Here is a 24741-nt window from a genome sequence, read left to right on the forward strand (position 1 = left end):
TTCGGATCTCACAATGAAACAACGCGAAGATATTTCAGCCAGCACGCTCTATATTGTTCCCACGCCGATCGGTAACCTGGGCGATATCACCCAGCGCGCGCTGACGGTGCTGGCGCACGTTGATCTTATCGCAGCGGAAGATACACGTCACACCGGGCTGTTGCTACAACATTTCGCCATCAATGCGCGCCTCTTCGCATTACACGATCATAACGAGCAGCAGAAGGCCGAGACGCTGCTGGCAAAGCTGCGCGAAGGGCAAAGTATCGCGCTGGTCTCCGATGCCGGTACGCCTTTAATCAACGATCCGGGTTATCACCTGGTGCGTCAGTGCCGCGAAGCAGGCATCCGCGTGGTACCGCTCCCCGGCGCCTGCGCGGCGATCGCGGCGTTGAGCGCGGCGGGTCTGCCTTCGGATCGCTTTTGTTATGAAGGGTTTCTTCCGGCGAAAAGTAAAGGACGCTGCGACGTGCTGCGCGCGCTTGAGCAGGAGCCGCGCACGCTGATTTTTTACGAATCCACTCACCGGCTGCTCGAAAGCCTGGAGGACATGGTGAACGTGTGGGGCGAGGGGCGCTACGTGGTGCTGGCGCGAGAAATAACCAAGACGTGGGAGACGATCCACGGCGCGCCAGTGGGCGAACTGCTTGCCTGGGTGAAAGAGGATGAGAATCGCCGTAAGGGCGAAATGGTACTGGTGGTGGAAGGTTATCACGCTGAGGAAAACGCGCTACCGCCTGAAGCGCTGCGTACGCTGGCGCTGCTGCAAAAGGAGTTGCCGTTAAAAAAGGCCGCTCAACTGACGGCGGAAATTCACGGCGTGAAGAAGAACGCGCTCTATAAGTACGCGCTTGAGCAGCAAGAAGGGTGACAAAGAGCGAGGAATCGCCTATCATCCGCGCCGAAGCTGACCAGACAGTCGCCGCTTTGTTGCCGTCCTCCTTCGGGGGAGACAGACAGAGGGGAGGAAAGTCCGGGCTCCATAGGGCAGGGTGCCAGGTAACGCCTGGGGGGCGCAAGCCTACGACCAGTGCAACAGAGAGCAAACCGCCGATGGCCCTTTAGGGATCAGGTAAGGGTGAAAGGGTGCGGTAAGAGCGCACCGCGCGGCTGGCAACAGTTCGTGGCACGGTAAACTCCACCCGGAGCAAGGCCAAATAGGGGTTCACAAGGTACGGCCCGTACTGAACCCGGGTAGGCTGCTTGAGCCAGCGAGCGATTGCTGGCCTAGATGAATGACTGTCCACGACAGAACCCGGCTTACCGGTCAGCTTCAACTCATTCGACACAAAACCCCGCTTCGGCGGGGTTTTTGTTTTATGGGAGAGAGAGCGATGACTGGCGGGCCATGCCCTCCATTGCTGTCAGGATCGGTCAGATTCTGAAAAGTCTTGGTGCGCAGGTTGCGCAGGCTGTACAATTTATGTTCAGCTATAAAAGAAAGATTTTCCGATTGTCAAAGGAATGAAAATGGCCAACCTGCTGGATATAAAAAGCATTATTCAGCGTACGCTTAGTACGACTAATGACATCTTCAGCGAACTTGAATATAACGTACGTGTTCATGAGTTAACGGCTGAGGATATAGACTGGTGCATTCATTTGTCGAAAATGCTACCGAATGAAAAGCAACTACCCTGGGACAGGAGTGGCTCTACACTTACGGATGATGATGCTTTTAATTTCAGCTTTAAGATAACTGATGCAGATAACAAACCGGCGGGTGCATGTATTAGCAGGTTTTGTCAGGAAAATGATGAAAATCAGGCTTTTTTAAATATCGAAATGATTCAAAATTTCCATATTTATGACTCGATACTTGACGGTAACACATTGAAACTTGCTCTTTTTGCAGCGATATTGTTTATGGCTGAGACGAATTGCGCCGGTTTACGTCTGATTTCCCCTCTTAATGATGAGATCGCCGATTATTATATCGATACATACGCATTCGAAGATATATCAGGCAACAAGGAAATTTTGTTTCGCGATGCACACAGCCTTTTGGCGTGGTTTGCTTCACAAGTGACGCCGGTTGCCGATGCTTAATTAATGAGCGATAATAACTACCGTATCAACTTTCAGGAGGCAATATGGTAAACAGAATGGCTAAATTGTCAGGGCCTCTTCCAGCCTCTTATGATTTAAAAATCCGTCGGGCTGGCGTTAACGGTGCAATGATCGAAAAAACACTTAGTTCCAGCGAGATTGACAAGTTAACACCCAACGGCAAAGCGATCACCACTTCTCGTGAGGAGATTTTGAGTGTCCTCAGACGATCTGGCCGGAACATCAAACGGCAACCGTCGGCGGCGCCTGAGGCTGCGGGCGCGGCAAAAGTTCCTGCAATAAAATAAAATTACTCTCGCCTGTGAGGCTTCACCTAAGCCTTACAGCATCATCAAACCGGCAAATCAATCACCAGCGCGCGCACAGGCGTGTCCGCCGTTAATGTCACGCTCTGCTCTTCTCGTACAAACGCGCCGTCCCCGCATTTCAGTATTTCTCCCGCCTGTGAATGCGCCACGGCGCGCAATGAACCATGAATGGATTGCAGGTAAGCGCGAGGGCCGAGCAGGTCAATGCTCATGCTCTCACCTGGTGCGAGCATGACGTGATGGATCCATACCTGCTGGCGGAGTTGAAGACTGCCTTCCGCGCCGTTTGGCGACGCCAACAGCATGTGGCGCGCCTCCGGCGGGATACGTACCCGCTGCACCGGATCGTTATCCTGTGCGGGACAGGCGTCCAGCCAGAGCTGCATGCGCGTCAGCGTACTCTCTTTACTGATATTGTGTTCGCTATAGCTGACGTTGGGCTGGGTGGCCAGCAGGAGCGCTTCCCCGGTGTCGGCGCTGACGTGATTGCCTTCGCTGTCGCGGTACTCCGCCCGTCCCTGCAAAATCAGGTTCAGCACGTCAACTCTGGGATAGGTTCTGGGTTGAAAACAGGCGGCGGGCCTGAGCACTTCCTGATTAAGGACGCGCAGTGAAGCGTAGCCTAATAAATTTGGATCAAAATAGTGTCCAAAAGAAAAGGTATAACGTGCCTGAAGCCAGCCATAATCGGCCTTGCCGCAGGCCTGCGCGGTACGGCTGGTAATCATGATGTCTCCTCGTTTATCGTCCGGCCACGCCAGCATTTGTTATGCCGCTATGGTAAGTTTCTGGACGGCGGATTGTTAGCCAGTTAATCTGCTCGCTATATTCAAATTTCCTGACAGAGACCCGCTATGGCCAAAGATCGCGCCCTCACGCTGGAAGCGCTGCGAGTAATGGATGCTATCGATCGCAGGGGCAGCTTCGCAGCGGCAGCGGACGAGCTGGGGCGCGTGCCCTCCGCGCTCAGCTATACCATGCAAAAGCTGGAAGAGGAGCTGGACGTGGTGCTGTTTGACCGCTCCGGCCATCGTACAAAATTCACCAACGTTGGGCGTATGCTGCTTGAGCGCGGCAGGGTGCTGCTTGAAGCCGCAGATAAGCTGACCACCGATGCAGAAGCACTGGCACGAGGCTGGGAAACGCATCTGACCATCGTTGCCGAAGCGCTGGTGCCAAGCGACTCGCTCTTCCCGCTGATCGAAAAACTGGCCGGCAAGGCGAATACACAAATTTCGCTGATCACCGAGGTGCTGGCAGGTGCCTGGGAACGGCTTGAACAGGGACGCGCTGATATCGTTATTGCCCCTGATATGCACTTTCGCGCCTCGTCGGAAATCAATACCCGCAAGCTTTACAGCATGTTAAGCGTTATTGTCGCCAGCCCGAACCATCCGATCCATCTTGAACCGGAACCGTTGTCAGAGGTAACGCGGGTAAAATATCGCGGCATTGCCGTGGCGGATACCGCTCGCGAGCGACCGGTGCTGACCGTACAGCTGTTGGACAAGCAGCAGCGGCTGACGGTCAGCACCATTGAAGATAAACACCGGGCGCTGCTGGCCGGGCTGGGCGTTGCCTCCATGCCTTACCCGATGGTTGAGAAAGACATTGCTGAAGGCCGTTTGCGCGTGGTCAGCCCGGAATACACGCGGGAGGTCGATATCATCATGGCCTGGCGACGCGACAGCATGGGCGAAGCGAAAGCCTGGTGCCTGCGCGAGATCCCAAAACTGCTGGCGAAGCGGCAGGGTTAACCGCCGCTCATCTTAACGAAAACGTACGTCGCGCCCGTGTGGCTCATCCCAGTTAAACGCGGGGCCAACGGAGATTATCCCTTCCGGGTTAATCATTTTATGGCTGCGGTAATAGTGATGGCGAATATGGGCCAGACTGACCGTTTCTGCCACACCCGGCATTTGATAAATTTCCCGCAGAAAACCATTCAGATTCAGGTAGTCGCTGATGCGTTGCCGGTCGCATTTAAAATGAGTGACGTACACCGGATCGAACCGCACCAGCGTGGTCCAGAGTCGTAAATCCGCTTCGGTCAGACGATCGCCAGCCAGCCAGCGATGCCGGCCCAGTATCTGCTCCAGACGATCCAGCGCGTTGAAGAGCGCATTCACCGCCTCATCGTAAGCCTGTTGGCTGGTGGCAAAACCCGATTTATAGACGCCATTGTTAACGGTATCGTAAATCCAGCTATTCAGTTCGTCGATTTTGTCACGTAAATCCGTGGGGTAGAAATCACCCGCCCGCGCGCCAACCGCATCAAACGCGCTGTTAAACATGCGCAGAATATCGGCCGATTCATTACTGACAATGGTGTTCTGCTGCTTATCCCACAGCACCGGTACGGTGACGCGCCCGCTGTACTCTTTATCGGCATGCAGATAGAGCTGATAGAGAAATTCGTTTTGATACAGTGAATCGCCGGTCGCATCAGGAAAGTCTTCGTCGAATGTCCAGCCGTTCTCCAGCATCAGCGGATGTACAACCGAAACCGGGATCAATGTTTCCAGCCCCTTCAGCTTGCGCATCAGCAACGTGCGGTGCGCCCAGGGGCAGGCGAGCGATACGTAGAGATGATAGCGATCCTTTTCGGCGCGAAAGCCGCTCTTGCCGGTCGGGCCTGCTTCGCCGTCAGCGGTCACCCAGTTACGCCACGGGGCTTCAGAACGCCTGAAGCGGCCGCCGGCCGATTTGGTGTCGTACCAGGTGTCGTGCCAGACACCCTCAATCAGTTGTCCCATAACGCCTCCCGATAAACGTAGCGCGCGGGGCGATCCCTGCGCGCTGATGTTACTGAGTATAGCGGCTGTCGCTTACCATTTTTTCTTTAACAGGCGATCGATGCTGTATGCGCCCGGGCCGGTAATAAACAGCAGCAGATAGCCACCGGCGATGGTCAGGTTCTTCATAAAGTTGATGGAGTTGCTGTCCACTGAAAAGTCGCCATGGAAAATCAGCGCGGTGATGATGGCAAATACGGCGGTAAAAATAGCGGTAAAACGGGTCAGGAAGCCCAGCAGCACGGCAAGACCGCCGCCCAGTTCAAGCAGGATGGTCAACGGCAGAAAAAAGCCGGGAACGCCCATATGCGCCATATACTGCTGCGTACCTGCGTAGCCGCCAACTTTTCCCCAACCCGCCACAATGAACAGGACAGGCATCAGAATGCGCGCCACCAGAAAGCCAACATCTTCTAATTTTTTCATCATTAACTCCAACAGGATTGATTGGGCGGGAGAGCATCCCGGCCGTCTGATTTTCAGGCCTGACGTGCAGGCGCCGTTCGTTGTTGGAGATAGTAGTGGGAGAAGAAAAGGATTGTAAGCAAGTTAAACTGTCGAAGTCTTTCAGGAAAATTGAAAAGGCCCGGCAAGCCGGGCCTGAAGACAACAGAGCGTAAGGGAAAGCGAGCGAACTAGCGGCCGGGAAGATAGTTACGCATCAAACGCCAGGTACTCCAGACGCCAAGACCGCGTTTGGTCCAGCGGGTAATAAAGCGTGGATTGCGAACCGACCAGACGGCCATCAGACCGCTGCCGATAGCCACATAACGACGCATACTTACCAGCGTTAACCAGCCGCGATCGTACCGCGCGGTGACCTCAAGAAAATGCTTTTTATGCGCACTCAAATCAAGGCGTTGCTGCTGCACCTGGCGCAGCAGTTCGGCTTTACGCTCGTCGCGTTCGCGGCCCATTATTCATCCTCCAGCAGCTTACGGTCGGACTTCAGCTCCCGGCGGGTTGCGCTTAATAACGTTGAGCGCCGTGATTTGGCAAGCGTCCACAGGCCAAAGATGATCGCCAGAGCAAACAGTGCGGCGGTGGTGATGCCGATTGCCATCAGTCTGTATTGCACGTCCACGGCCCAGATAATCAGCACCATCAGGCTCATCAGACCAAATGCGGTGAAGAGCATGGTCAGGCCGATCATGATCAGCATCTGGACGATATTGGACTTTTCTTCTTCCAGCTCAACAACCGCGAGCCGCACACGCGTTTCAACAATGCCTACCAGCGTAGTGATAATCCGCTGACCGATATTAACGACCCCTTTGCCCGGGCCCTGGCTCTGCTGTGAATAGGCCATTTTAACGACGCGTCAGCAGGACGCCCAGCACCACACCGACTGCGGCACCGATACCCACGCTGGTCCAGGGATTTTCTCGTACGTAAACGTCAGCCTGATCGGCGACTTCACGCGAGGTCTGAGCAATACGCTCACCGGAATCGCCCAGGCGTGCACGCGTCTCGCGCAGCGCGCTGTTGGCTTTGCTGCGCAGCTTGTCCAGCTCGAATTTAGACCTGTCGCTGCCGCTGCTTAACACTTCTTCCAGCGTGTCGGCCAGGTTACGCAGTTCTGCACGCAGATGCTCAGATGTTGTATCTTTAGACATAACAAACTCCTTTAGTCATTAGTTATAAGAATCCGGCTCGTTGGCACCTAATAGTGCGCAGCCCGGACTTCCTTTAGTTCACGCTCAGCTTCTGCCAGTTTTTTCTCACGCTTTGCGATTTTTTTACGGTCGTCGCCGTCCGCTTTTTCTTCATTCAGCTCTTTCTGACGCTTTTCGACCGTCTGCTGATGTTCTTTAACTTTCTCCTGATGGAGAGATTTTAATTTTGCATCGCTACAGTCGGCACGCGTTTCAGTCAACGCGCGTTCCAGCCCGTTTACGCGGCGCGCATTGTTGTGCTGACGCGCCAGGTCGATTTCGTGCTGAATGTCCTGTGCTTTTTGCTGACATACCGATCCTGCTGCCTGAGATACAGGCGCAAGAACAAGAAGACTCAGTCCGAGAAGTGTGCGGTATTTCATAACAGGTATTCCCTTCCAGTTTTTCAGGCCGCAGGAACAATACCAATGATTCTGAACGGCTTTCCAGGTTCTCTGACTCAGTAAGCATAGTCATGAAATCTGGAAAGCTCAAAAAGAGAGAGGAATCTTAAGCAGGTGACGCAGGAAGGCGAAAAGCCTCAACCAAATTTGTTACGCGGGTTGGGCATGCCGGAGAGGCTCACCTGGGCTATCTCGAAGTCATAAGGAAGCAGCTGGCGCAGAACCTTTTCTGCGGCGGCGCTTTGTTCTGACGACTCGAACTGGATGATCAATGTATTGTTGTCAGGGGTGATGCTTTTAATATGAATCCCCTGCGCCGACAGGCGTTGCCATACATAGAAGCCGTCTGGCAGCGAGACGCCCTGACGGGAAGGCTCGATCTTCAGCGCGGTGTCATTGTGAAACAACATCGGCAAAGTCGTCATAAGCAGCAGGACAAGTGCGCCCGCCAGCAGAAAAGCGACGGCACGGCGGGTTAAACGAGATCTCAGAGCAGTCAACATTACGCGTTTTATCCTTTTCCCGCACTGCTGCGTTTCCGCCATAACACATAAAGCGAACCCACCAGACCGAATACCAACAGCACCAGCGGCAGGAGCATCAGGCAGAACATCAGCTGATCTTCATATTTAAGGAACAGGGGCGTTTTGCCCAGCGCGAAGCCCATAACGGTCAGGATCAATACCCAAAGCAGAGCGCTCACCCAGTTAAAAAACTGAAAGCGTGCGCTGCTCAAACCCGACAAGCCTGCAATGGTAGGAAGCAGCGTGCGCACAAAGGCGATAAAGCGGCCAATCAGCAGCGCGGAGAGCCCGTGACGGTGAAAAAGCTGGTGCGCGCGCTGATGATACTGCGCGGGAAGATGCGAAAGCCATTTCTGCACCAGGCGCGTATTACCCAACCAGCGGCCCTGAATGTAGCTCACCCAACAGCCCAGGCTGGCGGCAGTGGTTAATATAAAGAGCGTCAGCGGAAAAGACATGGTGCCTTTGGCGATCAGCACGCCTACCAGGATCAACAGGCTGTCGCCGGGCAGGAAAGCGGCCGGGAGCAGGCCGTTTTCGAGGAACAAAATCATAAAGAGAACGAAGTAAATAGCCCAGACCAGCGTGGGATCGGCCAGAGTATCGTAATCCTGCTGCCAGAGCGCGCTGACGAGTGCTTTAAAAATATCCATAGGATGTCCCTGAACGTCATTGTGACATAGGTCTGGCTAAATCCGGCTCGGCGTAGATGTCATTATTATAGATGCAGGCGCTGTCCTGAACACGGATACTTATCTGATAAAGGGGCAAAAAAGGCGCATTCCCTTTATTCGCTGGTGAAAATTCTAAAAACCAGAAACTTTTAACAAATAATTACTTAACATAGCGAGTAAAACGCATCGTCCCGTATGTTTTACAGGGGGTTGCGTTGAGCGAAAAGAAGTTTTACACATGCTGACACTACTGAAGACGCTTTGACGTGCCGGCCCTTTAAAACGCGGAAAGGGCACTTTTAACCGTTTCTGGTCTTAATCTCTTTCGAAGCCGTCATTTTTTTAAGTATTATTGCCTTGTAACGGCCAGGCAGAGCGCCTGACCGTTTCTGGCATTATGATGACACGTTTATGTTATCGCGCTCATCTGCCATGCAGGCTGCGGCGGTAAAGAGAATGTCCGCCGACGAATTCAGCGCTGTCTCTGCGGAGTCCTGTAGTACGCCGATGATGAAACCCACCGCCACCACCTGCATGGCGATGTTGTCCGGGATGCCAAACATATTACAGGCAACCGGGATCAGCAGCAGAGAACCGCCCGCCACGCCTGATGCGCCGCACGCGCAGATAGCAGCCACCACGCTCAGGAGAATCGCCGTTCCGGCATCAACATCAATTCCCAGTGTATTCACCGCCGCCAGCGTCAGTACGGTAATGGTGATGGACGCGCCTGCCATACTGATATTGGCGCCAATCGGAATCGACACGGAATAGGTGTCCTCATCCAGATTGAGTTTTTTCGCCAGCGCCATATTCACCGGTATGTTAGCGGCAGAGCTGCGGGTGAAAAAGGCGGTGATGCCACTTTCCCGCAGGCAGGTTAATACCAGCGGATAGGGATTGCGGCGGATTTTCCAGTAAACCAGAAGGGGATTAAATACCAGCGCCATCAACAGCATACATCCCAGCAGGAGCGCAAGCAGGCTGGCATATTCCATCAGCGCTGAGAAACCGGTTGAGGCTAACACTGAAGCAACCAGACCAAAAATGCCCAGTGGCGCAAAGCGGATGACCACTCTCACCAGCGAGGTCACGGCTTCTGACGCATCGTTCAGGAAAGCGCGCGTGGTGGAACTGCTGTGACGAAACGCGAGGCCGAGGCCGATTGCCCAAACCAGAATGCCGATATAATTAGCGTGCATCAGCGCGTCAATGGGGTTTGCCACCATGCTCATTAGCAATGAATGCAGCACGGAAAGAATGCCGGAAGGCGGCGTGATCTGCTGCGAGGCATCCGCCAGGGTAAGCGTCTGCGGTAGTAAATGGCTTGCGACCACTGCCACGACGGCGGCAAAAAAGGTACTGAGTAAATAGAGCGTGATGATGGGACGAATGCGCGTTTTTTGTCCCTGCTGATGATTCGCGATTGAGGCAATCACCAGAACCATCACCATCAGCGGCGCAACGGCCTTCAGGGCGCTGACGAAGAGTTCGCCAAACAGGCCTGCCGCCAGCGCATTTTCTTTTGAAAACCAGGCCAGCGCCATCCCGGCCACCAGACCGATTAAAATTTGTGTTACCAGACTTCCCTGCATCAGACGCTGAACCAGCCCTGAACGATCTTTTTCCAGACTCATAATTTAAAACCAGTTGTTGTCATATTAATTTAACGCGCGGCGGCGTCGTACATCGTGTTTGCGCAGGGAAGTATAAGGAAATGTGATTGCAGGGGAAGTAAAAAATGCCCGGATGCGGCAGTCCTGCCGCAGGCCGGGCCTTAAGAGAGGAAAAGCTTAACGCTGAGACATTTGACGATCGCGGCGATGATTGACCCAGGCGTTAATCAGCAGGGTCACGGCCAGGATGCCGCCAACGGTACCCAGCGAAACGGCAACCGGAATGTGATAAAGATCGACAATCAGCATCTTGATGCCGATAAACACCAGCACAATCGCCAGGCCGTATTTCAGCATTGAGAAACGTTCAGCTACGTTTGCCAGCAGAAAATACATCGCACGCAGGCCAAGAATGGCGAACAGATTTGAGGTCAGCACGATAAAGGGATCGGTGGTCACCGCGAAAATCGCCGGGATGCTGTCGACCGCGAAGATCACGTCGCTGAGTTCTACCATAATCAGCACCAGCAGCAACGGCGTTGCGAACAACAGACCATTACGGCGCACGAAAAACTTCTCGCCTTCGAGATTTTCCGTCATGCGCAGATGGTTGCGAAGCCAGCGTACCACCGGCTTGTCTCCCGGATCGCCATCGTGACCGCCGCCCGTAGCCATTTTCACACCGGTAAACAGCAGGAAGGCGCCGAAAATGTAGAGTATCCAACTGAACTCGGATACCAGCCAGCTACCGGCGAAGATCATCACCGTTCGCAGGACGATCGCGCCCAATACGCCATAAATGAGCACGCGACGCTGAAGAGAAGTGGGTACGGAGAAGTAGCTGAACAGCATCAGCCAGACAAAGACGTTATCCACCGCGAGCGCTTTTTCCAGCACGTAGCCGGTCAGAAACGCCAGGGTTTGCGTGTGCGCGATTTCAGGGCCAGCGGTGCCTTTGAGATACCACCAGAGCCCGGCGCTGAACAGCAGCGAAACGGAGATCCAGACAATTGACCAGAAGGCAGCCTGCTTGAGCGACATGGTCTGCTCGCCGCGACGGCCCTGCATCAGCAGATCGATCGCCAGCATAATCAAAACAATGACAGCAAAGCTGCCCCAGAGAAGCGGTGTGCCTACGGTATTCATAGGGAGGATCCTGTTAAAATAAAAAAGGCCAACATCGGAAGACGTCAGCCACAGTATTTTCGCTGTAAGCAAACCTCGCCTTCCGGCAAGGTCTCACTTACAACGCAGGATCTTTTCTGGTTGCCCGGTAACCGGGTGCTTGCGCACCGTAATGACGATTGACCGACGAAGAAGTTACTCCCCTTTGCTGCTCAAGAAGATAGGCGGAGCAGCAAAAGAGGTCAAACGTATTTTGCAATATTTAGAAATATTTACACAGCGGCCGGTGCCGCGTCGGCGGGAAAGACCACGCCCGTCTGGCGGCGGATTTCCGTCAGTAATTTTGCTGTAATCCGCGACGTAACTAATCCTTCATGATGTATCTGATGATTTTCTACTAACGAAGCAAAGGTTTCCGCTTCGTAAAGCATGGTATTAATGTGCTGCGGCTGGCTGATATCCTGCGCGCGCGCGCCGCGCGGTACCGCGCTGACGCGCTGGCATTCGGAAATTTGCTCGATAAGCAGCGAACCGGCTTCGCCCTGAATCTCGCTGGCCATCCCCGACTGGCTGACTTTGGAGTGCAGCAACGTCACGTCAAAATCGCCATAATCGAGCACCACGGTACCATGTGCATCAACGCCGCTTTCCAGAAGCGTGGCGCTGGCATGCACCGCGTGCGGTTCGCCCCACAGGCTGACAGCGCTCGCCAGACAGTAAAAGCCAATGTCCATGATCGACCCGTTGGACCAGGCGGGATTGAAAGTATTTGGATTTTCGCCGTCCAGATAGCGCTGATAACGGGAGGAGTACTGACAGTAGCTGAACAGCGCCTTACGCAGTTTGCCAACCTGAGGCAGCGAACGGCGCAGCAGATGAAAGTTGGGCAGGCTGGCGGTTTTGAACGCTTCAAACAGCACCACCTGATTATCGTGCGCGCAGGCGATCATTGTTTCAACTTCCCGCAGATGAGATGCCAGCGGCTTTTCGCAAATCACATGTTTCTTGTGCTGCATAAACAGCATCGCCTGCGGACAGTGCAGCGCATTGGGGCTGGCGATATACACGGCATCAATGTCTTCGCACTGCGCCAACTGCTCAAGAGAGATAAACAGATGCTCAACGGGATAATCATTGCTGAAGGTTTGCGCCTGCGCCAGCGAGCGTGAATAAACGGCAGTCAGCTTCATTTTGCCGGTTTCATGCGCGGCGTCGATAAACTGACGCGTTATCCAGTTAGTCCCTACTACAGCGAAGCGAATCATAGCGCGTGGCCTTCTCCATACGTTCAGAAGATGTCCGGGGCGGCTCTGCCCCGCCGATTTCTCAGAGTAGCACGTGTGATTTGCAGAGTAATGGCTAAAAAAAGCGGCGCTGTCATGATAAATATCATCAGCATAACGGGATAAAATCTCGCATCATTAACGATGATATGGCGTTATTGGCGACAAACATTTCCTGTTTTTCCGGCCAGACAGAGTTAATAACCGATTTTCAGATGGGCAAAATAATGACAATGGGCAGCAGACACGCACTGAACTGGACCAGCATTCTGGTTGCCGTTCCCGTTGGCCTGGTCGCCACGTTAGCTACGTTGGGATTCCGGGCGCTGATCGAACTTATCACCGCAATGATTTTCGGCACACGTCATGACGTGACGCAGGCGATGACGGTTTACCCCTGGTATTTCTGGCCGCTGATTGTAGGCAGTGGTGGGGTGATTGCCGGATTTTTTCTGCGCTACGCCGCCGCCATTGAACAGAAAGAGACGGTGCGCACCGACTATCTGGATGTGATCAACGCCCGGCTCGATGCGGTACCGACCAAAACCTCGCTGTTTCGTGCGCTCTCCTCGCTTGCCAGCATCAGCAGCGGCGGCTCGATTGGTAAAGAGGGGCCGATGGTGCAGCTTTCAGCGCTCAGCGGCAGCCTGATGGGCCGTCTCTGTTTCCGGCGCCTCAACCTGCGCAACAGCGATGTTGTGGCAATGGCGGCGGCGGCGGGGCTGTCGTCGGTCTACCATGCGCCGCTGGCGTCGGCCATTTTTGTGGCTGAGATCGCCTTTGGCATTTCGGCCATGCAGCGCCTTGTGCCGCTGATTATCTCCTCCGGCGTGGCGGTGCTGATGATGTGGTCGCTGGGCTACCGTTCCGCTATCTATCCGTTCTCGCACGTGCTGTTTGAACTCACGCCCGCGACGATACTGTTAACCGTTGCGGTTGGCCTGCTGGCCGGGCTGGTTGGCTGGGCGATGATTTGGCTAATCGCGCAGAGCAGGCAACGTTTTGGCGTTGTCCGGAGCCTGCCGCTGCGGCTGGGATTCGGCGGGCTGATTGTGGGTACGATGGCCATTGGCTCGACAAAAATTCTGGGCAACGGCTATGAAGTGATTGTTGAGATCATGGCCGGCGGCTTTCTGATCAAGGCGCTCTTTATGTTACTGTTGCTCAAGATGTGCGCCACGGCAGTGTCGGTGGGTTCCGGGGCGGTCGGCGGCCTGTTTACGCCTTCACTGCTGATTGGAGCCATTCTTGGTGTGCTGGTGGCCTCGCTGGCGGTTCTGGCTGGGTTGCCGATAAGTAACGTGCTCATTTTTGCCGCTGTCGGCATGGGCGCGGTGCTGGCGTCGGTTAGCCAGGCGCCGCTGATGGCGATGCTGATGGTGTTGGAAATGACCCTGAACAGCAGCCTGCTGTTTCCCGCGATGATCGCCTGCGTGCTGGCTTCCATGACCGTTTACCGCCTGCACGCCAACAGCACCTATCCGGTTATCAAAAACCATTTTCGGCGCTCAGACGCCAAGTTCGATTTTGATAACGGCATCATTTCACAGTTTATCGTTTCCGGCGCGGCGCTGACGCCGACCGCCTCGGTCGGAAAAGCGCTGGCCGTCAGTTCATTAAAGCGCGAGCGTTTTGTGTATGTGATCGGTGAAGAGGGCGAATTCCTGGGCGCGGTATCGATTCACGATATTTCGCGGCAGGTGCTGGATAAAGTTATCACGCTGGACTCGCCGGTGAGCTGCGTGATGGATGAAAGCTTTCCTTATATTTTTGAAAACCAAACCATCACCGAAGGCTGGGAAGCGTTTGCAAAAGTGACGCTGGAGCGCCTGCCAGTGCTGAACAACCCGCGGGAGAAAAAATACCTCGGCGCGCTGACCAAAACCAGCCTGATTCAGAAAGCGAAAGACTTCTTATAAAGACGTCAGCTTTCGCGCCCGTGCAGCGCCTGCTCGGTCAGCCAGAGCCGTGTATCAAACTCTAACTGATGATACTGCGGTTCCATGTGGCAGCAGAGCTGGTAAAACGCCTTGTTATGCGCTTTCTCTTTGATGTGCGCCAGTTCATGTACCACGATCATCCGCAGAAAGGCTTCCGGCGCCTGTTTGAAAATGGTCGCCACACGAATTTCCGCCTTCGCTTTCAGTTTCCCGCCCTGAACGCGGGAAATGGCGGTGTGCAGGCCGAGCGCATCCTTCATGATCCTGATTTTGCTGTCGTACAGCACTTTATTGAGCGGGGGCGCATTGCGCAGCGCCTGATTTTTAAGCGCCATTGCATAGTCATATAGCGCGCGGTCGCTGGTCACGCTGTGGCTCTCCGGATAGCGTTTGCGCAGCACGTCGCCGAGCCGCTGCTGAGCGATGAGCTGACGCACCTGCGCCAGCAGCGATTCAGGATAGCCCTGAAGGTAAATCAATGACATGCCAGCTCCTGCAAGAAAAACGTTTACTGTCGGCGCGATTTAGGGGATAAAGCGCGGGAATTTTACCACTAAGGTTATCCCATGAGCCAACTTGAACTGAGCCACCGCACGCTGACGCTGCATCGCTTTCCCCCCATGCGTGAGGAGAGCCCGCTACAGGCGTGGGATGCCGCTGATGAATACCTGTTAAACACGCTGAACGAGACGTCCGTCAGCGGCCCGACGCTGATCTTTAACGACGCCTTTGGCGCGCTGGCCTGTGCGCTGGCGGACGATGCGGTGTTCAGCATAGGCGATTCGCTGCTCAGCCAGCTGGCGACACGGCAAAACCTGAAGCTTAATGGCAGGGAAGAGGATGCGGTCACGCTGCTGGACAGCCTTGCGCCGCTGCCTGCCGCTCCCGCCCGCGTGCTGATCAAAATCCCGAAAACGCTGGCCCTGCTGGAGCATCAGCTGCGCGCGCTACGCAGCGTGGTTACGCCGGAGACGCAGATCGTCGCCGCCGGGAAAGTCAAAGAGATCCACAGCTCAACGCTTCAGCTTTTTGAGCGCGTACTGGGGAAAACCACCACCTCGCTGGCGGTGAAGAAGGCGCGCCTGATCTACTGCACACCGGATTTGCCCGCGCTGGCGGATGCGCCCGCCACGCTGACCTGGCCGCTCGACGGCACTGATTACCACATCCACAACCATGCCAACGTGTTTGCCCGCAGCAGTCTTGATATCGGCGCGCGCTTTTTTATGGCGCATCTGCCGGAAAATATCGACGGGGAGATCCTTGATCTTGGCTGCGGCAACGGCGTTATTGGCCTGATGGCCCTTGAGAAAAACCCCGATGCGGTGGTGCACTTTGTGGATGAATCGATGATGGCGGTGGCGTCCAGCCAGCTGAACGTTGAGGTGAATCGCCCGCAGGATCTGGCGCGAAGCCGTTTTTCAGTGAACAACGTGCTGTCAGGTTTTCCCTCAGACAGCCTGAGCGCAGTACTGTGCAATCCACCTTTCCATCAGCAAAACGCGGTCACCGATCATGTTGCCTGGCAGATGTTTCGCGATGCCCGTCGTTGCCTCGCCTGGGGCGGCGAACTGCGCATCGTGGGTAACCGCCACCTCGACTATTACCACAAAATGAAAAAGCTGTTCGGCAACTGTGACACCGTGGCGTCGAACCAGAAGTTCGTTATCCTGCGTGCGGTCAAAGTCCGCTAACCACGCCGCTGTATCCATGAATACCGCTGCTGATAGCCATGACTGAAATGGGTGTTGCGACGATAGCTTGCCTGCTCTTCTGCCATACAGTAGGTACAAACGCGACTCAGTTCGATCTGCGTTGCCGGCACACCTTCGCGTAGGGCAATGCGTTTCGCCAGCAGCGGCAGGTCAAACCACACGCCCTGCGTGGTGGCCGCCGCCTGTGTCCGTACGGCGGCCGGGTTGGCTGGCTGGTGTGCGGTAACGGGCAGCAGCGGCGTCAGCCCGTGCGGATTTTCCTGCCCGACGCGCGTTATCAGATCCTTACCCAGCTCGTAGCAGCACGGGCCGATCGACGGGCCGACGGCGATCGTCAGGCTTTCCGGCGTGGCGCCTTGCTCGCACAGACGATGAAGCGTGTTGATCAGCACGCCTTTCAGCGTGCCGGTGAGGCTGGCGTGAACGGCGGCAACCTGCTTGCCGCGCGCGTCGGCAATCAGTATCGGCAGGCAGTCGGCGGTATAGACCGCCAGCGGACGATGGCCGCTGCCGATCAGCCCGTCGGCCTCACGGCTTTTCACCGGCAGCGCTTCGCTGTCGGTGACCACCGTCGCACTGTGGCGCTGATGGTTATAGATGGCATCGTCCGGCGGTGCCTCGCCGGCTGGCAGAAAGGCATGATCGAGCCAGTCAAAGGCAGAGAGCAGCGTTGAGCGGCAGGTATCAGGCATCAGGGCGTCCTTCCGGGTTGGGATCGTATCCTGTCATTATGGCTGAAAGCGTATCGCCGATCCCGCTTAAATCGCCAGCGCCAGCGCGGTGGCCTGGGCGATAGCCCGACGTGCATCCAGTTCCAGCGCCAACTCTGCGCCGCCAATGATATGAACCGTTTTGTTTTTTGCCGCTAATTCATCGGCCAGCGGACGGTAAGATTCCTGCCCGGCGCAGATCACGACGTTGTCAACCGGCAGCAGCTCCGCTTTTCCTTCATGCAGAATATGCAGACCCTCATCGTCTATTTTCAGGTACTCAATGCCGCCCCACATCTTTACCGCGCGCATCTGCAAACTGGCGCGATGTATCCAACCGGTGGTTTTACCCAGCGTCGCGCCGGGCTTTCCTGAACGCCGCTGCAACAGCCAGATTTGACGCGCTGACGACGGCAGCTGCGGCGCGGTGAGACCGCCCGGCTGCGCCAGCGTGCGGTCGATTCCCCACTCTTCGCAGAACGCCGCCACGTCAAGGCTTGCCGACGGACCATGCTGGCTGAGATATTCCGCCGTATCAAACCCAATGCCGCCCGCACCAATAATGGCAACGCGCTGACCAACCGGGACTTTATCTCGCAGCACCGCCAGATAGCTGAGCACCGACGGATGATCGATACCGGGGATGTCGGGGACGCGCGGCGCGACGCCGCTCGCCACGATAATTTCATCAAAGTTTGTCAGCATATCGGCGCTGGCTGCCTGATTGAGGCGCAGCGTGACGTTTTTTAACGCCAGCTGGCGCTGAAAATAGCGCAGGGTTTCGCTGAACTCCTCTTTGCCGGGGATCTGCCGGGCAATGCTGAACTGGCCGCCAATCTCCGGCGCGCGGTCGAACAGCGTTACCTGATGGCCGCGCCCGGCTGCGTTAACGGCAAAGGCCAGACCTGCCGGGCCCGCGCCCACCACCGCCAGTTTTTTCACCTGACGAGCCGGCGTTACCGGCATCTCGGTTTCGTGGCAGGCTCGCGGGTTTACCAGGCAGGAGGTCACTTTTCCGGCAAAAATCCGATCGAGGCAGGCCTGATTGCAGCCAATGCAGGTATTGATTTCATCGCTGCGTCCGGACTGCGCCTTGCTGACGAATTCGGCATCGGCAAGAAAAGGGCGCGCCATCGAGATCATATCGGCGCAGCCTTCATCAAGTAGCGCCTGCGCGACGGCGGGATGGTTGATGCGATTAGTGGCGATCAGCGGCACGCTGACGTGGTGACGAAGCTGTTGCGTTACCCAGCCAAATGCGCCGCGCGGCACGGAGGTGGCAATCGTGGGAATGCGCGCCTCGTGCCAGCCGATGCCGGTGTTGAGAAGCGTCGCGCCGGCCTGCTCAACAGCCTGCGCCAGCTTCACCGTCTGCGCCAGCGTGCTGCCCTCCTCAACCAGATCCAGCATCGACAGGCGGTAAATAATAATGAAATCGCGACCTGTTGCCTCGCGTACCGCACGAACGATCGCTACCGCGAAACGCATTCTGCGCTGCTCGTCACCGCCCCATTCATCGTTGCGCTGGTTGGTGCGCACCGTGAGAAACTGATTTATCAGATAGCCTTCCGAGCCCATGATTTCGACGCCGTCGTAGCCGGCCTGCTGCGCAAGGCGGGCGCAGCGCGCAAAGCTGGCGATCAGCGCGAGAATGTCGTCATGGGTGAGTTCACGCGGTCTGAACGGGTTAATCGGCGCCTGAAGCGGAGAGGGCGCCACCAGCGCGGACTGATAGCTGTAGCGTCCGGCATGGAGGATCTGTAGCGCGATTTTCCCGCCTGCACGATGAACGGCTTCGGTGACCGTGCGATGGTGGTCAAGCTGTTCCGGGCTGTCAAGGACGGACGCGCCCGCCATCACCACCCCTTCCGCCGAGGGCGCGATGCCGCCGGTCACGATCAGCGCCACGCCCGCTGCGGCGCGTTCGGCATAAAATGATGCCAGACGACGCGCGCCGTCGGGATGTTCTTCCAGCCCGGTATGCATTGAGCCCATCAGCACCCGATTTTTTAACCGGGTAAAGCCAAGATCCAGCGGAGAAAAGAGAGAGGCGCTCATAGAATATCAACGGGTAAGTGGTCGGATGAGTTAACTTTAGCGAGGAAAAGCGGCCAGGCAACGGGATGTTCTCGGGAGTGTGACCTGCGTCTGCAAATGAGCGCGCTATCTGTCGGTTGCAAAGGATCAAACATGACAATAAACAATTCAGAAATGAATAAAGGAAACGCGTCAGCGAGGCATTTTGATTGGTGATTATTAGCGTGAGAACATTTTCGCGTACCGTCATTAATGTAAAGATAATTAAATAATCATATTTGATTGCTGACATTTATTGATAAACAGAGTGAGTTTATTTAACCGTTCCCTTCTTGCTATTTAACCTCTTTTAAATTGTGGAAAGAAAAAAGGTCGAGGATTTTCAAAAGAGATACGCGTCTTAAATAAGCGCGTTCGTGATTTCTGAAAAAGTATTTTAAATGAATTATATTTTTATCTTTTTGATTAAAAAGGAAATATTATTACATTGTCTTTGCTATAAGCACATCTTATTGCCTTTGTTTCTAAAAGAGAGATATCGTCAGTAAGAAAGTTTTCAGTTACTAAAATTACAAAATGCGCAGGGTAATTTCCATCCAGGATTAATCTTAATGATTATATTAATGGCAAAGTGTTAGAACTTATTTTTATTATTGCAGACTTACTTAAAGCGGAGCATTTCCGCTAATTATTTTAACCCGGCGCCCAGGTTTATTCCTGTTGTCCTAGAAGAGAGACTCTATTTTGACGACTCTAAAACCCCTGTTAGCGAAAAATCGTAGTTGGGCCTTACAGCGCCGCCAACGCAATCCGCACTATTTTCGACAAAACGTACATTCGCAGCAGCCGCATTCGTTGTGGATTGGCTGTTCAGACAGTCGTGTGCCTGCCGAAGTACTGACGGGTGCGCATCCCGGAGAACTGTTTGTCCATCGTAATATCGCCAATATGGTGGTGAGCGGCGACGACAATTTTATGAGCGTGCTGCAATACGCGCTGGAGTATCTGAAAGTGTCGCGCATTGTGCTGTGCGGGCACTACGGCTGCGGCGGCGTACAGGCGGCGACATCGCTGCCGGATATTCCACTTTCTGATGAAAACTCACCGCTGGCTCGTCGTATCACCCAACTGCGGGAAGCCATATCGCCGGGTCTGGCTGAAGCGACGGACGGGGAAGATGAAACCGCGCGATTGAACCGGCTGGTTGAGGTTAACGTCCTCGCGCAGTTTGCTCATCTCATTGAAGCCGAACCGGTACGTAACGCCTGGCGCGACGGCGTGCAGCTGGATGTATTCGGCTGCGTTTACGATCTCAAAAGCGGTCACCTCAAAGAGCTTATCCAGCAGAATGCGGAGGGAAAAACGGTATGAATTTCAACACGCTTCGCCAGGACATTCCTGCGGGACTGGTGGTTTTTCTGGTCGCGCTGCCGCTGTGTCTGGGGATTGCTCAGGCCAGTGGCCTTCCGCCGTTTGTCGGTTTGCTGACCGGCGTGATCGGGGGATTGGTGGTCACTACCTTCAGCCCGTCCAAATTTGCGGTAAGCGGTCCGGCCGCCGGATTGGTCACCATCGTTACCGGCGCTATCGAGACGCTGGGTTCGTTTTCTGCGCTGCTGCTGGCGCTGGTTATCGCTGGCGTTCTCCAGTTCCTGCTGGGACTGGCGCGCGCCGGGCGGTTCATTACGCTCGTACCCGGCACGGTGATCAAAGGCATGCTGGCGGCGATTGGTATTCTGCTGATTATTCAACAGATCCCCGTCGCACTGGGCGCAGCCGAAGAGAGTGAACTGAGCGATATGGTGACCGGCGGTGCCTTCAGCTTCTCCCTCTCCGCCATCGTGGTATCCGGCATTGGCCTGCTTATTCTGTGGTTCTGGACTACGCCAACGCTGAAAAAGGTTAAGGCGCTGAGCTGGATGCCCGGCCCGCTGGTCGCCGTGCTGTTTGGCTGTCTGGCAACCGTGGTCGGTGGGCGCCTGTTCCCGGAGATCGTCAGCAACCTGCCGCGTATCTCGCTGCCAGCCTTCGACAGCATTCAGGCGCTGACCGGGGAACTGGAAAGCCCTGACTGGGCGGCCTGGCAAAATCCCGCCATCTACGTGGTTGCCGTGACCCTGGCTATTGTAGCCAGTCTGGAAACGCTGCTGAGCCAGGAGGCGTTGAAAAAACTTCGCGCTCAGCATCCTGCGCCGTCGCCGGATAAAGAGATGCGCGCTCAGGGGATCGGTAACCTCATCAGCGGCTTTTTAGGTGGCCTGCCTATTACCGCCGTTATCGTGCGCAGTTCGGTAAACGTCAGCGTAGGCGCGCAGAGCAAACTCTCAATCTTTGTTCATGGCGTTCTGCTGCTGGTGTGTGGACTGTGGTTCAGCGATTTACTTAATGCAATCCCGCTGGCCAGCCTCGCGGCGGTACTGCTTTACACCGGTTACAAACTCGCCACGCCGCGTCTGTTCATCGAACAGTTTCGTCAGGGGGCGCAGCAATATGTACCATTCCTGGCGACCATCGGCGGCATTCTGGTGTTCGGCATGCTGGCGGGCATCGGTATTGGCCTGGCGACGCAAATCCTGTTCAGCGTTTACAAAAGCCATCGCAACGCCATGCTGTTAACGCGCTATGACGATCACTATGTGCTTCGCTTCCAGCAGAATCTGACGTTTATGCACAACCCGCGTCTGAAAGGGCTGCTGGCGCAAATTCCCGAAAACAGCGTGGTGATCGTCGATCACGATAACGCGGAGTATCTCGATCCCGACGTTAAAGCCGTGCTTGAAGATTTCGGCGAAGGCGCGGGCAAACGCGGTATTGTTTTAAATCAGTGGCCGGTGAAAGTCGCGGGGTAAGACGACATCCGTAAACGGTAAAAGAAGGGTCTGATAAGACAGTGTTGTAAAAATGAGGGGCAAAGCGCCCCTCATTTTATTCCTGATGATTGTTGCAAATGGTGTGGCGCGTTCTATGCTTCGGGAGCAAATTTGCTGTTCAGAGGGATTGCTATGAGATTTAAGGGTTTGACGAAAGGATTTTTCATTCTGATTTTGTTTATCGTAACGGTCGCGTTTTTCGACGTTCTTGGCCCTTACTTTTCCGCCATTTTATGGGCGGCGATCCTCGCCGTTATTTTCCAGCCGATGAAAACCCGTCTCAGAACGCTGTTAGCCGACAGAAACGGGCTGGCATCACTGCTGACGCTGTTAATCATCTGCCTGATTGTCTTCACGCCGTTGGCCATTGTCGCGTCATCCATGGCGATTGAATTCAACGTGGTCTATCTCAAGCTTCAACACAACAATACGCAATTGCCGGTCATATTTACCGATGCGATACAGCACCTGCCGCAATGGGCGCGTAATTTCCTCGCCGATCACGATCTGGATAACGCCGCGAGCATTCAGCAAAAACTGTCGCAGTTTGCGCTTCAGGGCAGTCGATACGTCGCAGGAAGCGTTTTCCTGATCGGTAAAGGCACGTTCAGTTTTGTGGTGGGCTTTGGCGTGATGCTTTATCTGCTGTTCTTCCTGTTGAAGGACGGTGCCTGGCTGGTGAATCTGATCCTGGAATCGTTGCCGCTGTCGAAATACGTTAAGCATCACCTTTTTATGAAATTTGCCGCCGTTGCGCGCGCGACGGTGAAAGGAACGGTGGCGGTCGCCATTGTTCAGGGTACGCTGGGCGGCATCGCGTTCTGGTTCGCCGACATTGACGGCAGCCTGCTGTGGGGCGCGCTGATGGCGTTTCTTTCTCTGATCCCCGCTGTCGGTTCGGCAATCATCTGGGTTCCTGCTGCCATCTACCTCTTTGCCACGGGAATGCTGTGGAAGGGCATCCTGCTGGTGGCGTTTTTCGTGGTGGTGATTGGGCTGGTGGATAATATTTTGCGTCCGCTGCTGGTGGGTAAAGACACCAAAATGCCTGACTATCTGATCCTGATTGCCACGCTGGGCGGTATGGAAATTTACGGGATCAACGGCTTCGTGATCGGCCCGCTTATCGCTGCGCTCTTTATTGCCTGCTGGAATCTGCTGTCTGGCCGCGATCATCAGGGCAACAGTGATGAAATCGATGAGGATTTTATCGAAGAAGGTAAAAATCATTCTGAATCAAATGGTTAAATAATTGTTAAGCGCGGCGCCTTCGCGCCGCGTTCCCTGCTGGCGTGCAGGTATTCGGCGTTCTTGCGAGCCAGGTCAAATTCTTTGCACTGAATTTCCCCTCACCGTAAAAAGCATTTCACATTTTTAATAAACAGATGTACTGTGTTTATATACAGTATTTCCTGCGGCCTGTTTCATCTCAGGCCAGCTCTGGCGCGATGCCGCACAGGGCTGTTTCAGTATGCCAAATGTTCATTTCTATCTGAGCCATGACAATGCGGTTATGGTTTGTTCGCCTGTATCCTACGCAGAATATCACCGCGGCATTAACAGGCAGACGTGGCGGAGGATCGGTGTGTCGCTGCTTATAGTGTTCCCCGCGTTTGCGGGGTTAACCGCGATGCCTCCAATGTTAAATTCCTGCTGAAGGGTGAGCGGCATGATTAGAAAGTTTCAGGTCTTCATCTCGTCAACGTTCAATGACCTGCTTGACGAGCGTCAGGCGGCGGTGAGTGCGATTCTCACGGCGGGGCACATTCCGGCGGGTATGGAGCTGTTTAAACCCGGCGATCAAACCCAGCTCGACATTATCAAAAGATGGATAGATGAGTCCGACATTTACCTGCTGGTGCTGGGGGGACGATACGGATCGATTGCGCCGGGCAGCGAGTCCAGCTACACGGAGCTTGAGTATGACTACGCGTTGAAAACCAATAAGCCCCTGTTTTCCGTTGTCATTGATGAAGACTATCTGGCGCATAAAGTGCGCGATTTCGGACAGCGGGTGCTGGAGCTTGACCATCCTGATAAGTACAGAGCATTCAGAAGTAAAGTCGTCAGCTATCCGGTAGCCTTCTTCAGGGATAACAAAGATATACAGATTGCTGTTTATAAAACCTTGCCGGCGCTGGTATCGGAAAGAGACCTTAAGGGCTGGGTATCAGGCAGGGATCTTCCCGATAACCAGGGGCTGATTGAACAGATCTCCCGCCTCACGCAGGAGAACGCAAGCCTGCGCTCGCTGGTGACGTTGCTGTCGACATAAATGCATCGCGGCTTTGCCGCGCCGCTGCCGGAAAAAAATAAACTCATCGTGTCTTGCAGCTCACAGGAACGCCCGTTAAGAGGGTTACCTGTCTTTTTTGTTAGTCCGTAAAAATCGTTAACTCATCTCGTTATAAATACCGGTGACGCGGCCCAACAGTTGAATATCGCTTACGGCGCATTCAAAGGGAACCTTGCCGCCGGTGACGTGAAGTTTTTTGCCCGGCAGGACGGTCAGTTCACGAAGGCTGACCGTATTTTCTATCTCCACCAGCCAAAGGCCATCGGTAAGAGAGAGCGTTTTATCAACAAAATGCAGGCGACCTTCGGTGCGAACGGCGATGCCTTCACCCGGGGGTTTGCTGAAAAAATGTGCATCGATAGCTAAACTGCTCTCTTTTTTCAACGCGCCATCATCAAAAATGAATACCGAAATATTTAAAGATTCACTTTTTGGGATTTCCGAACCGCTACGTTTCTCTCCCAGACCGGTCATCAGCCACTGGATATTCACCCCTGTTTCCAGCGCGCAATGTACGGCAAAATCATAGGACATGTTACCGCGTTTGTAGCGATTTTGCAGCGAACTGGCGGCGATATTGAAGTGATTCGCTAACTGGATCTTCTGGGTGAAACCATACACCTCACAAATCCTGTTCAGTAATTCTTCATTGTTGAAAGTAGTGTCAGATACCATAAATAGCATTCTCTTAATTGACTGATGCTAAAATTAGCATTATC

General features: G+C 54.6%; 26 protein-coding genes and 1 other RNA gene. 11 read left to right on the forward strand and 16 right to left on the reverse strand.

The window, feature by feature from the left end; all coding sequences use genetic code 11:
* Nucleotides 1-13 precede the first annotated feature (13 nt).
* The 4 genes from rsmI (at nt 14) to FA91_RS01280 (ending at nt 2357) form a co-directional block, all read left to right on the forward strand.
* Entirely contained in the window at nt 14-871 is an 858-nt protein-coding gene (gene rsmI, locus FA91_RS01270; RefSeq protein ID WP_034911839.1) for a 16S rRNA (cytidine(1402)-2'-O)-methyltransferase, read from the forward strand.
* 32 nt (nt 872-903) lie between these two features.
* Nucleotides 904-1279: RNase P RNA component class A (gene rnpB, locus FA91_RS20200), an RNA gene on the forward strand.
* 191 nt (nt 1280-1470) lie between these two features.
* Nucleotides 1471-2049, forward strand: coding sequence for a hypothetical protein (locus FA91_RS01275; RefSeq protein WP_034911840.1), 579 nt, complete (start codon nt 1471-1473; stop codon nt 2047-2049).
* A 44-nt stretch (nt 2050-2093) separates the two neighbouring features.
* Nucleotides 2094-2357: a hypothetical protein gene (locus tag FA91_RS01280; RefSeq protein WP_051936936.1), complete on the forward strand. Its 264-nt coding sequence runs from the start codon at nt 2094-2096 to the stop codon at nt 2355-2357.
* Nucleotides 2358-2401: 44 nt separating this feature from the next.
* Here FA91_RS01280 and FA91_RS01285 read toward each other — a convergent pair whose 3' ends face one another.
* The gene (locus FA91_RS01285) at nt 2402-3106 is read right to left on the reverse strand and encodes a pirin family protein (RefSeq protein ID WP_034911843.1); all 705 of its coding nucleotides are present in this window, start codon (nt 3104-3106) and stop codon (nt 2402-2404) included.
* A 126-nt stretch (nt 3107-3232) separates the two neighbouring features.
* On the opposite strand from FA91_RS01285, the gene FA91_RS01290 reads away from it, so the two are divergent.
* The gene (locus FA91_RS01290) at nt 3233-4135 is read left to right on the forward strand and encodes a LysR family transcriptional regulator (RefSeq protein WP_034911846.1); all 903 of its coding nucleotides are present in this window, start codon (nt 3233-3235) and stop codon (nt 4133-4135) included.
* Between the two features lie 12 nt (nt 4136-4147).
* Here the strand turns inward: FA91_RS01290 and FA91_RS01295 are convergent, their stop codons facing one another.
* The 11 genes from FA91_RS01295 to FA91_RS01345 form a co-directional block, all read right to left on the reverse strand.
* On the reverse strand, nt 4148-5134 hold the full coding sequence (locus tag FA91_RS01295; RefSeq protein ID WP_034911848.1) for a glutathione S-transferase family protein: 987 nt from the start codon (nt 5132-5134) through the stop codon (nt 4148-4150).
* A gap of 72 nt (nt 5135-5206) precedes the next feature.
* Nucleotides 5207-5599: a DoxX family protein gene (locus FA91_RS01300; RefSeq protein ID WP_034918775.1), complete on the reverse strand. Its 393-nt coding sequence runs from the start codon at nt 5597-5599 to the stop codon at nt 5207-5209.
* 209 nt (nt 5600-5808) lie between these two features.
* Nucleotides 5809-6093, reverse strand: coding sequence for a YqjK-like family protein (locus FA91_RS01305; protein ID WP_231566789.1), 285 nt, complete (start codon nt 6091-6093; stop codon nt 5809-5811).
* The gene (locus FA91_RS01310) at nt 6090-6482 is read right to left on the reverse strand and encodes a phage holin family protein (RefSeq protein ID WP_034911852.1); all 393 of its coding nucleotides are present in this window, start codon (nt 6480-6482) and stop codon (nt 6090-6092) included. The genes FA91_RS01305 and FA91_RS01310 overlap by 4 nt, the downstream gene beginning before the upstream one ends.
* Before the next feature lies 1 nt (nt 6483).
* Nucleotides 6484-6789, reverse strand: coding sequence for a YqjD family protein (locus tag FA91_RS01315; protein WP_034911855.1), 306 nt, complete (start codon nt 6787-6789; stop codon nt 6484-6486).
* A 47-nt stretch (nt 6790-6836) separates the two neighbouring features.
* On the reverse strand, nt 6837-7211 hold the full coding sequence (locus FA91_RS01320) for a DUF1090 domain-containing protein (protein ID WP_034911858.1): 375 nt from the start codon (nt 7209-7211) through the stop codon (nt 6837-6839).
* Nucleotides 7212-7369: 158 nt separating this feature from the next.
* On the reverse strand, nt 7370-7735 hold the full coding sequence (gene mzrA / locus FA91_RS01325; RefSeq protein ID WP_034911861.1) for an EnvZ/OmpR regulon moderator MzrA: 366 nt from the start codon (nt 7733-7735) through the stop codon (nt 7370-7372).
* A gap of 8 nt (nt 7736-7743) precedes the next feature.
* Entirely contained in the window at nt 7744-8409 is a 666-nt protein-coding gene (locus FA91_RS01330; RefSeq protein ID WP_034911863.1) for a DedA family protein, read from the reverse strand.
* Between the two features lie 416 nt (nt 8410-8825).
* Nucleotides 8826-10061 (reverse strand): serine/threonine transporter SstT, encoded by a 1236-nt coding sequence (sstT, locus tag FA91_RS01335; protein ID WP_034918777.1) that lies wholly within the window; start codon nt 10059-10061, stop codon nt 8826-8828.
* Nucleotides 10062-10223: 162 nt separating this feature from the next.
* Complete coding sequence (locus FA91_RS01340) at nt 10224-11192, reverse strand: TerC family protein (RefSeq protein WP_034911864.1); 969 nt, start codon at nt 11190-11192, stop codon at nt 10224-10226.
* 251 nt (nt 11193-11443) lie between these two features.
* On the reverse strand, nt 11444-12436 hold the full coding sequence (locus FA91_RS01345) for a Gfo/Idh/MocA family oxidoreductase (RefSeq protein ID WP_034911867.1): 993 nt from the start codon (nt 12434-12436) through the stop codon (nt 11444-11446).
* A 245-nt stretch (nt 12437-12681) separates the two neighbouring features.
* On the opposite strand from FA91_RS01345, the gene FA91_RS01350 reads away from it, so the two are divergent.
* The gene (locus FA91_RS01350; RefSeq protein WP_034918780.1) at nt 12682-14373 is read left to right on the forward strand and encodes a chloride channel protein; all 1692 of its coding nucleotides are present in this window, start codon (nt 12682-12684) and stop codon (nt 14371-14373) included.
* A gap of 5 nt (nt 14374-14378) precedes the next feature.
* On the opposite strand, the gene FA91_RS01355 is transcribed toward FA91_RS01350, so the two are convergent.
* Nucleotides 14379-14879: a M48 family metallopeptidase gene (locus FA91_RS01355; protein ID WP_034911869.1), complete on the reverse strand. Its 501-nt coding sequence runs from the start codon at nt 14877-14879 to the stop codon at nt 14379-14381.
* Nucleotides 14880-14960: 81 nt separating this feature from the next.
* Between FA91_RS01355 and rlmG the strand changes: the two genes are divergently transcribed.
* A complete protein-coding gene (gene rlmG / locus FA91_RS01360) occupies nt 14961-16088 on the forward strand; it encodes a 23S rRNA (guanine(1835)-N(2))-methyltransferase RlmG (RefSeq protein WP_034911872.1) in 1128 nt (375 codons plus the stop codon).
* Here rlmG and FA91_RS01365 read toward each other — a convergent pair.
* A complete protein-coding gene (locus FA91_RS01365) occupies nt 16085-16801 on the reverse strand; it encodes a polyphenol oxidase family protein (protein WP_034911873.1) in 717 nt (238 codons plus the stop codon). The genes rlmG and FA91_RS01365 overlap by 4 nt on opposite strands.
* Before the next feature lie 66 nt (nt 16802-16867).
* Nucleotides 16868-18877, reverse strand: coding sequence for an NADPH-dependent 2,4-dienoyl-CoA reductase (locus FA91_RS01370; RefSeq protein WP_034911875.1), 2010 nt, complete (start codon nt 18875-18877; stop codon nt 16868-16870).
* A gap of 723 nt (nt 18878-19600) precedes the next feature.
* On the opposite strand from FA91_RS01370, the gene FA91_RS01375 reads away from it, so the two are divergent.
* From FA91_RS01375 to FA91_RS01390, 4 genes are all read left to right on the forward strand, one after another.
* Nucleotides 19601-20227, forward strand: a complete 627-nt coding sequence (locus FA91_RS01375) for a carbonic anhydrase (RefSeq protein WP_034911876.1) — start codon at nt 19601-19603, stop codon at nt 20225-20227.
* Nucleotides 20224-21705 (forward strand): SulP family inorganic anion transporter, encoded by a 1482-nt coding sequence (locus FA91_RS01380; RefSeq protein WP_034911879.1) that lies wholly within the window; start codon nt 20224-20226, stop codon nt 21703-21705. The genes FA91_RS01375 and FA91_RS01380 overlap by 4 nt, the downstream gene beginning before the upstream one ends.
* Nucleotides 21706-21858: 153 nt before the next feature.
* Entirely contained in the window at nt 21859-22974 is a 1116-nt protein-coding gene (locus tag FA91_RS01385) for an AI-2E family transporter (RefSeq protein ID WP_034911880.1), read from the forward strand.
* A gap of 421 nt (nt 22975-23395) precedes the next feature.
* A complete protein-coding gene (locus tag FA91_RS01390) occupies nt 23396-24001 on the forward strand; it encodes a DUF4062 domain-containing protein (RefSeq protein WP_051936937.1) in 606 nt (201 codons plus the stop codon).
* A gap of 117 nt (nt 24002-24118) precedes the next feature.
* Here the strand turns inward: FA91_RS01390 and FA91_RS01395 are convergent, their stop codons facing one another.
* Nucleotides 24119-24697, reverse strand: a complete 579-nt coding sequence (locus tag FA91_RS01395) for a phage repressor protein CI (RefSeq protein ID WP_034911882.1) — start codon at nt 24695-24697, stop codon at nt 24119-24121.
* Between the last annotated feature and the right edge of the window lie 44 nt (nt 24698-24741).

Origin of the sequence: Erwinia sp. 9145, assembly GCF_000745075.1 — a bacterium.
Taxonomy (GTDB): domain Bacteria; phylum Pseudomonadota; class Gammaproteobacteria; order Enterobacterales; family Enterobacteriaceae; genus Erwinia; species Erwinia oleae.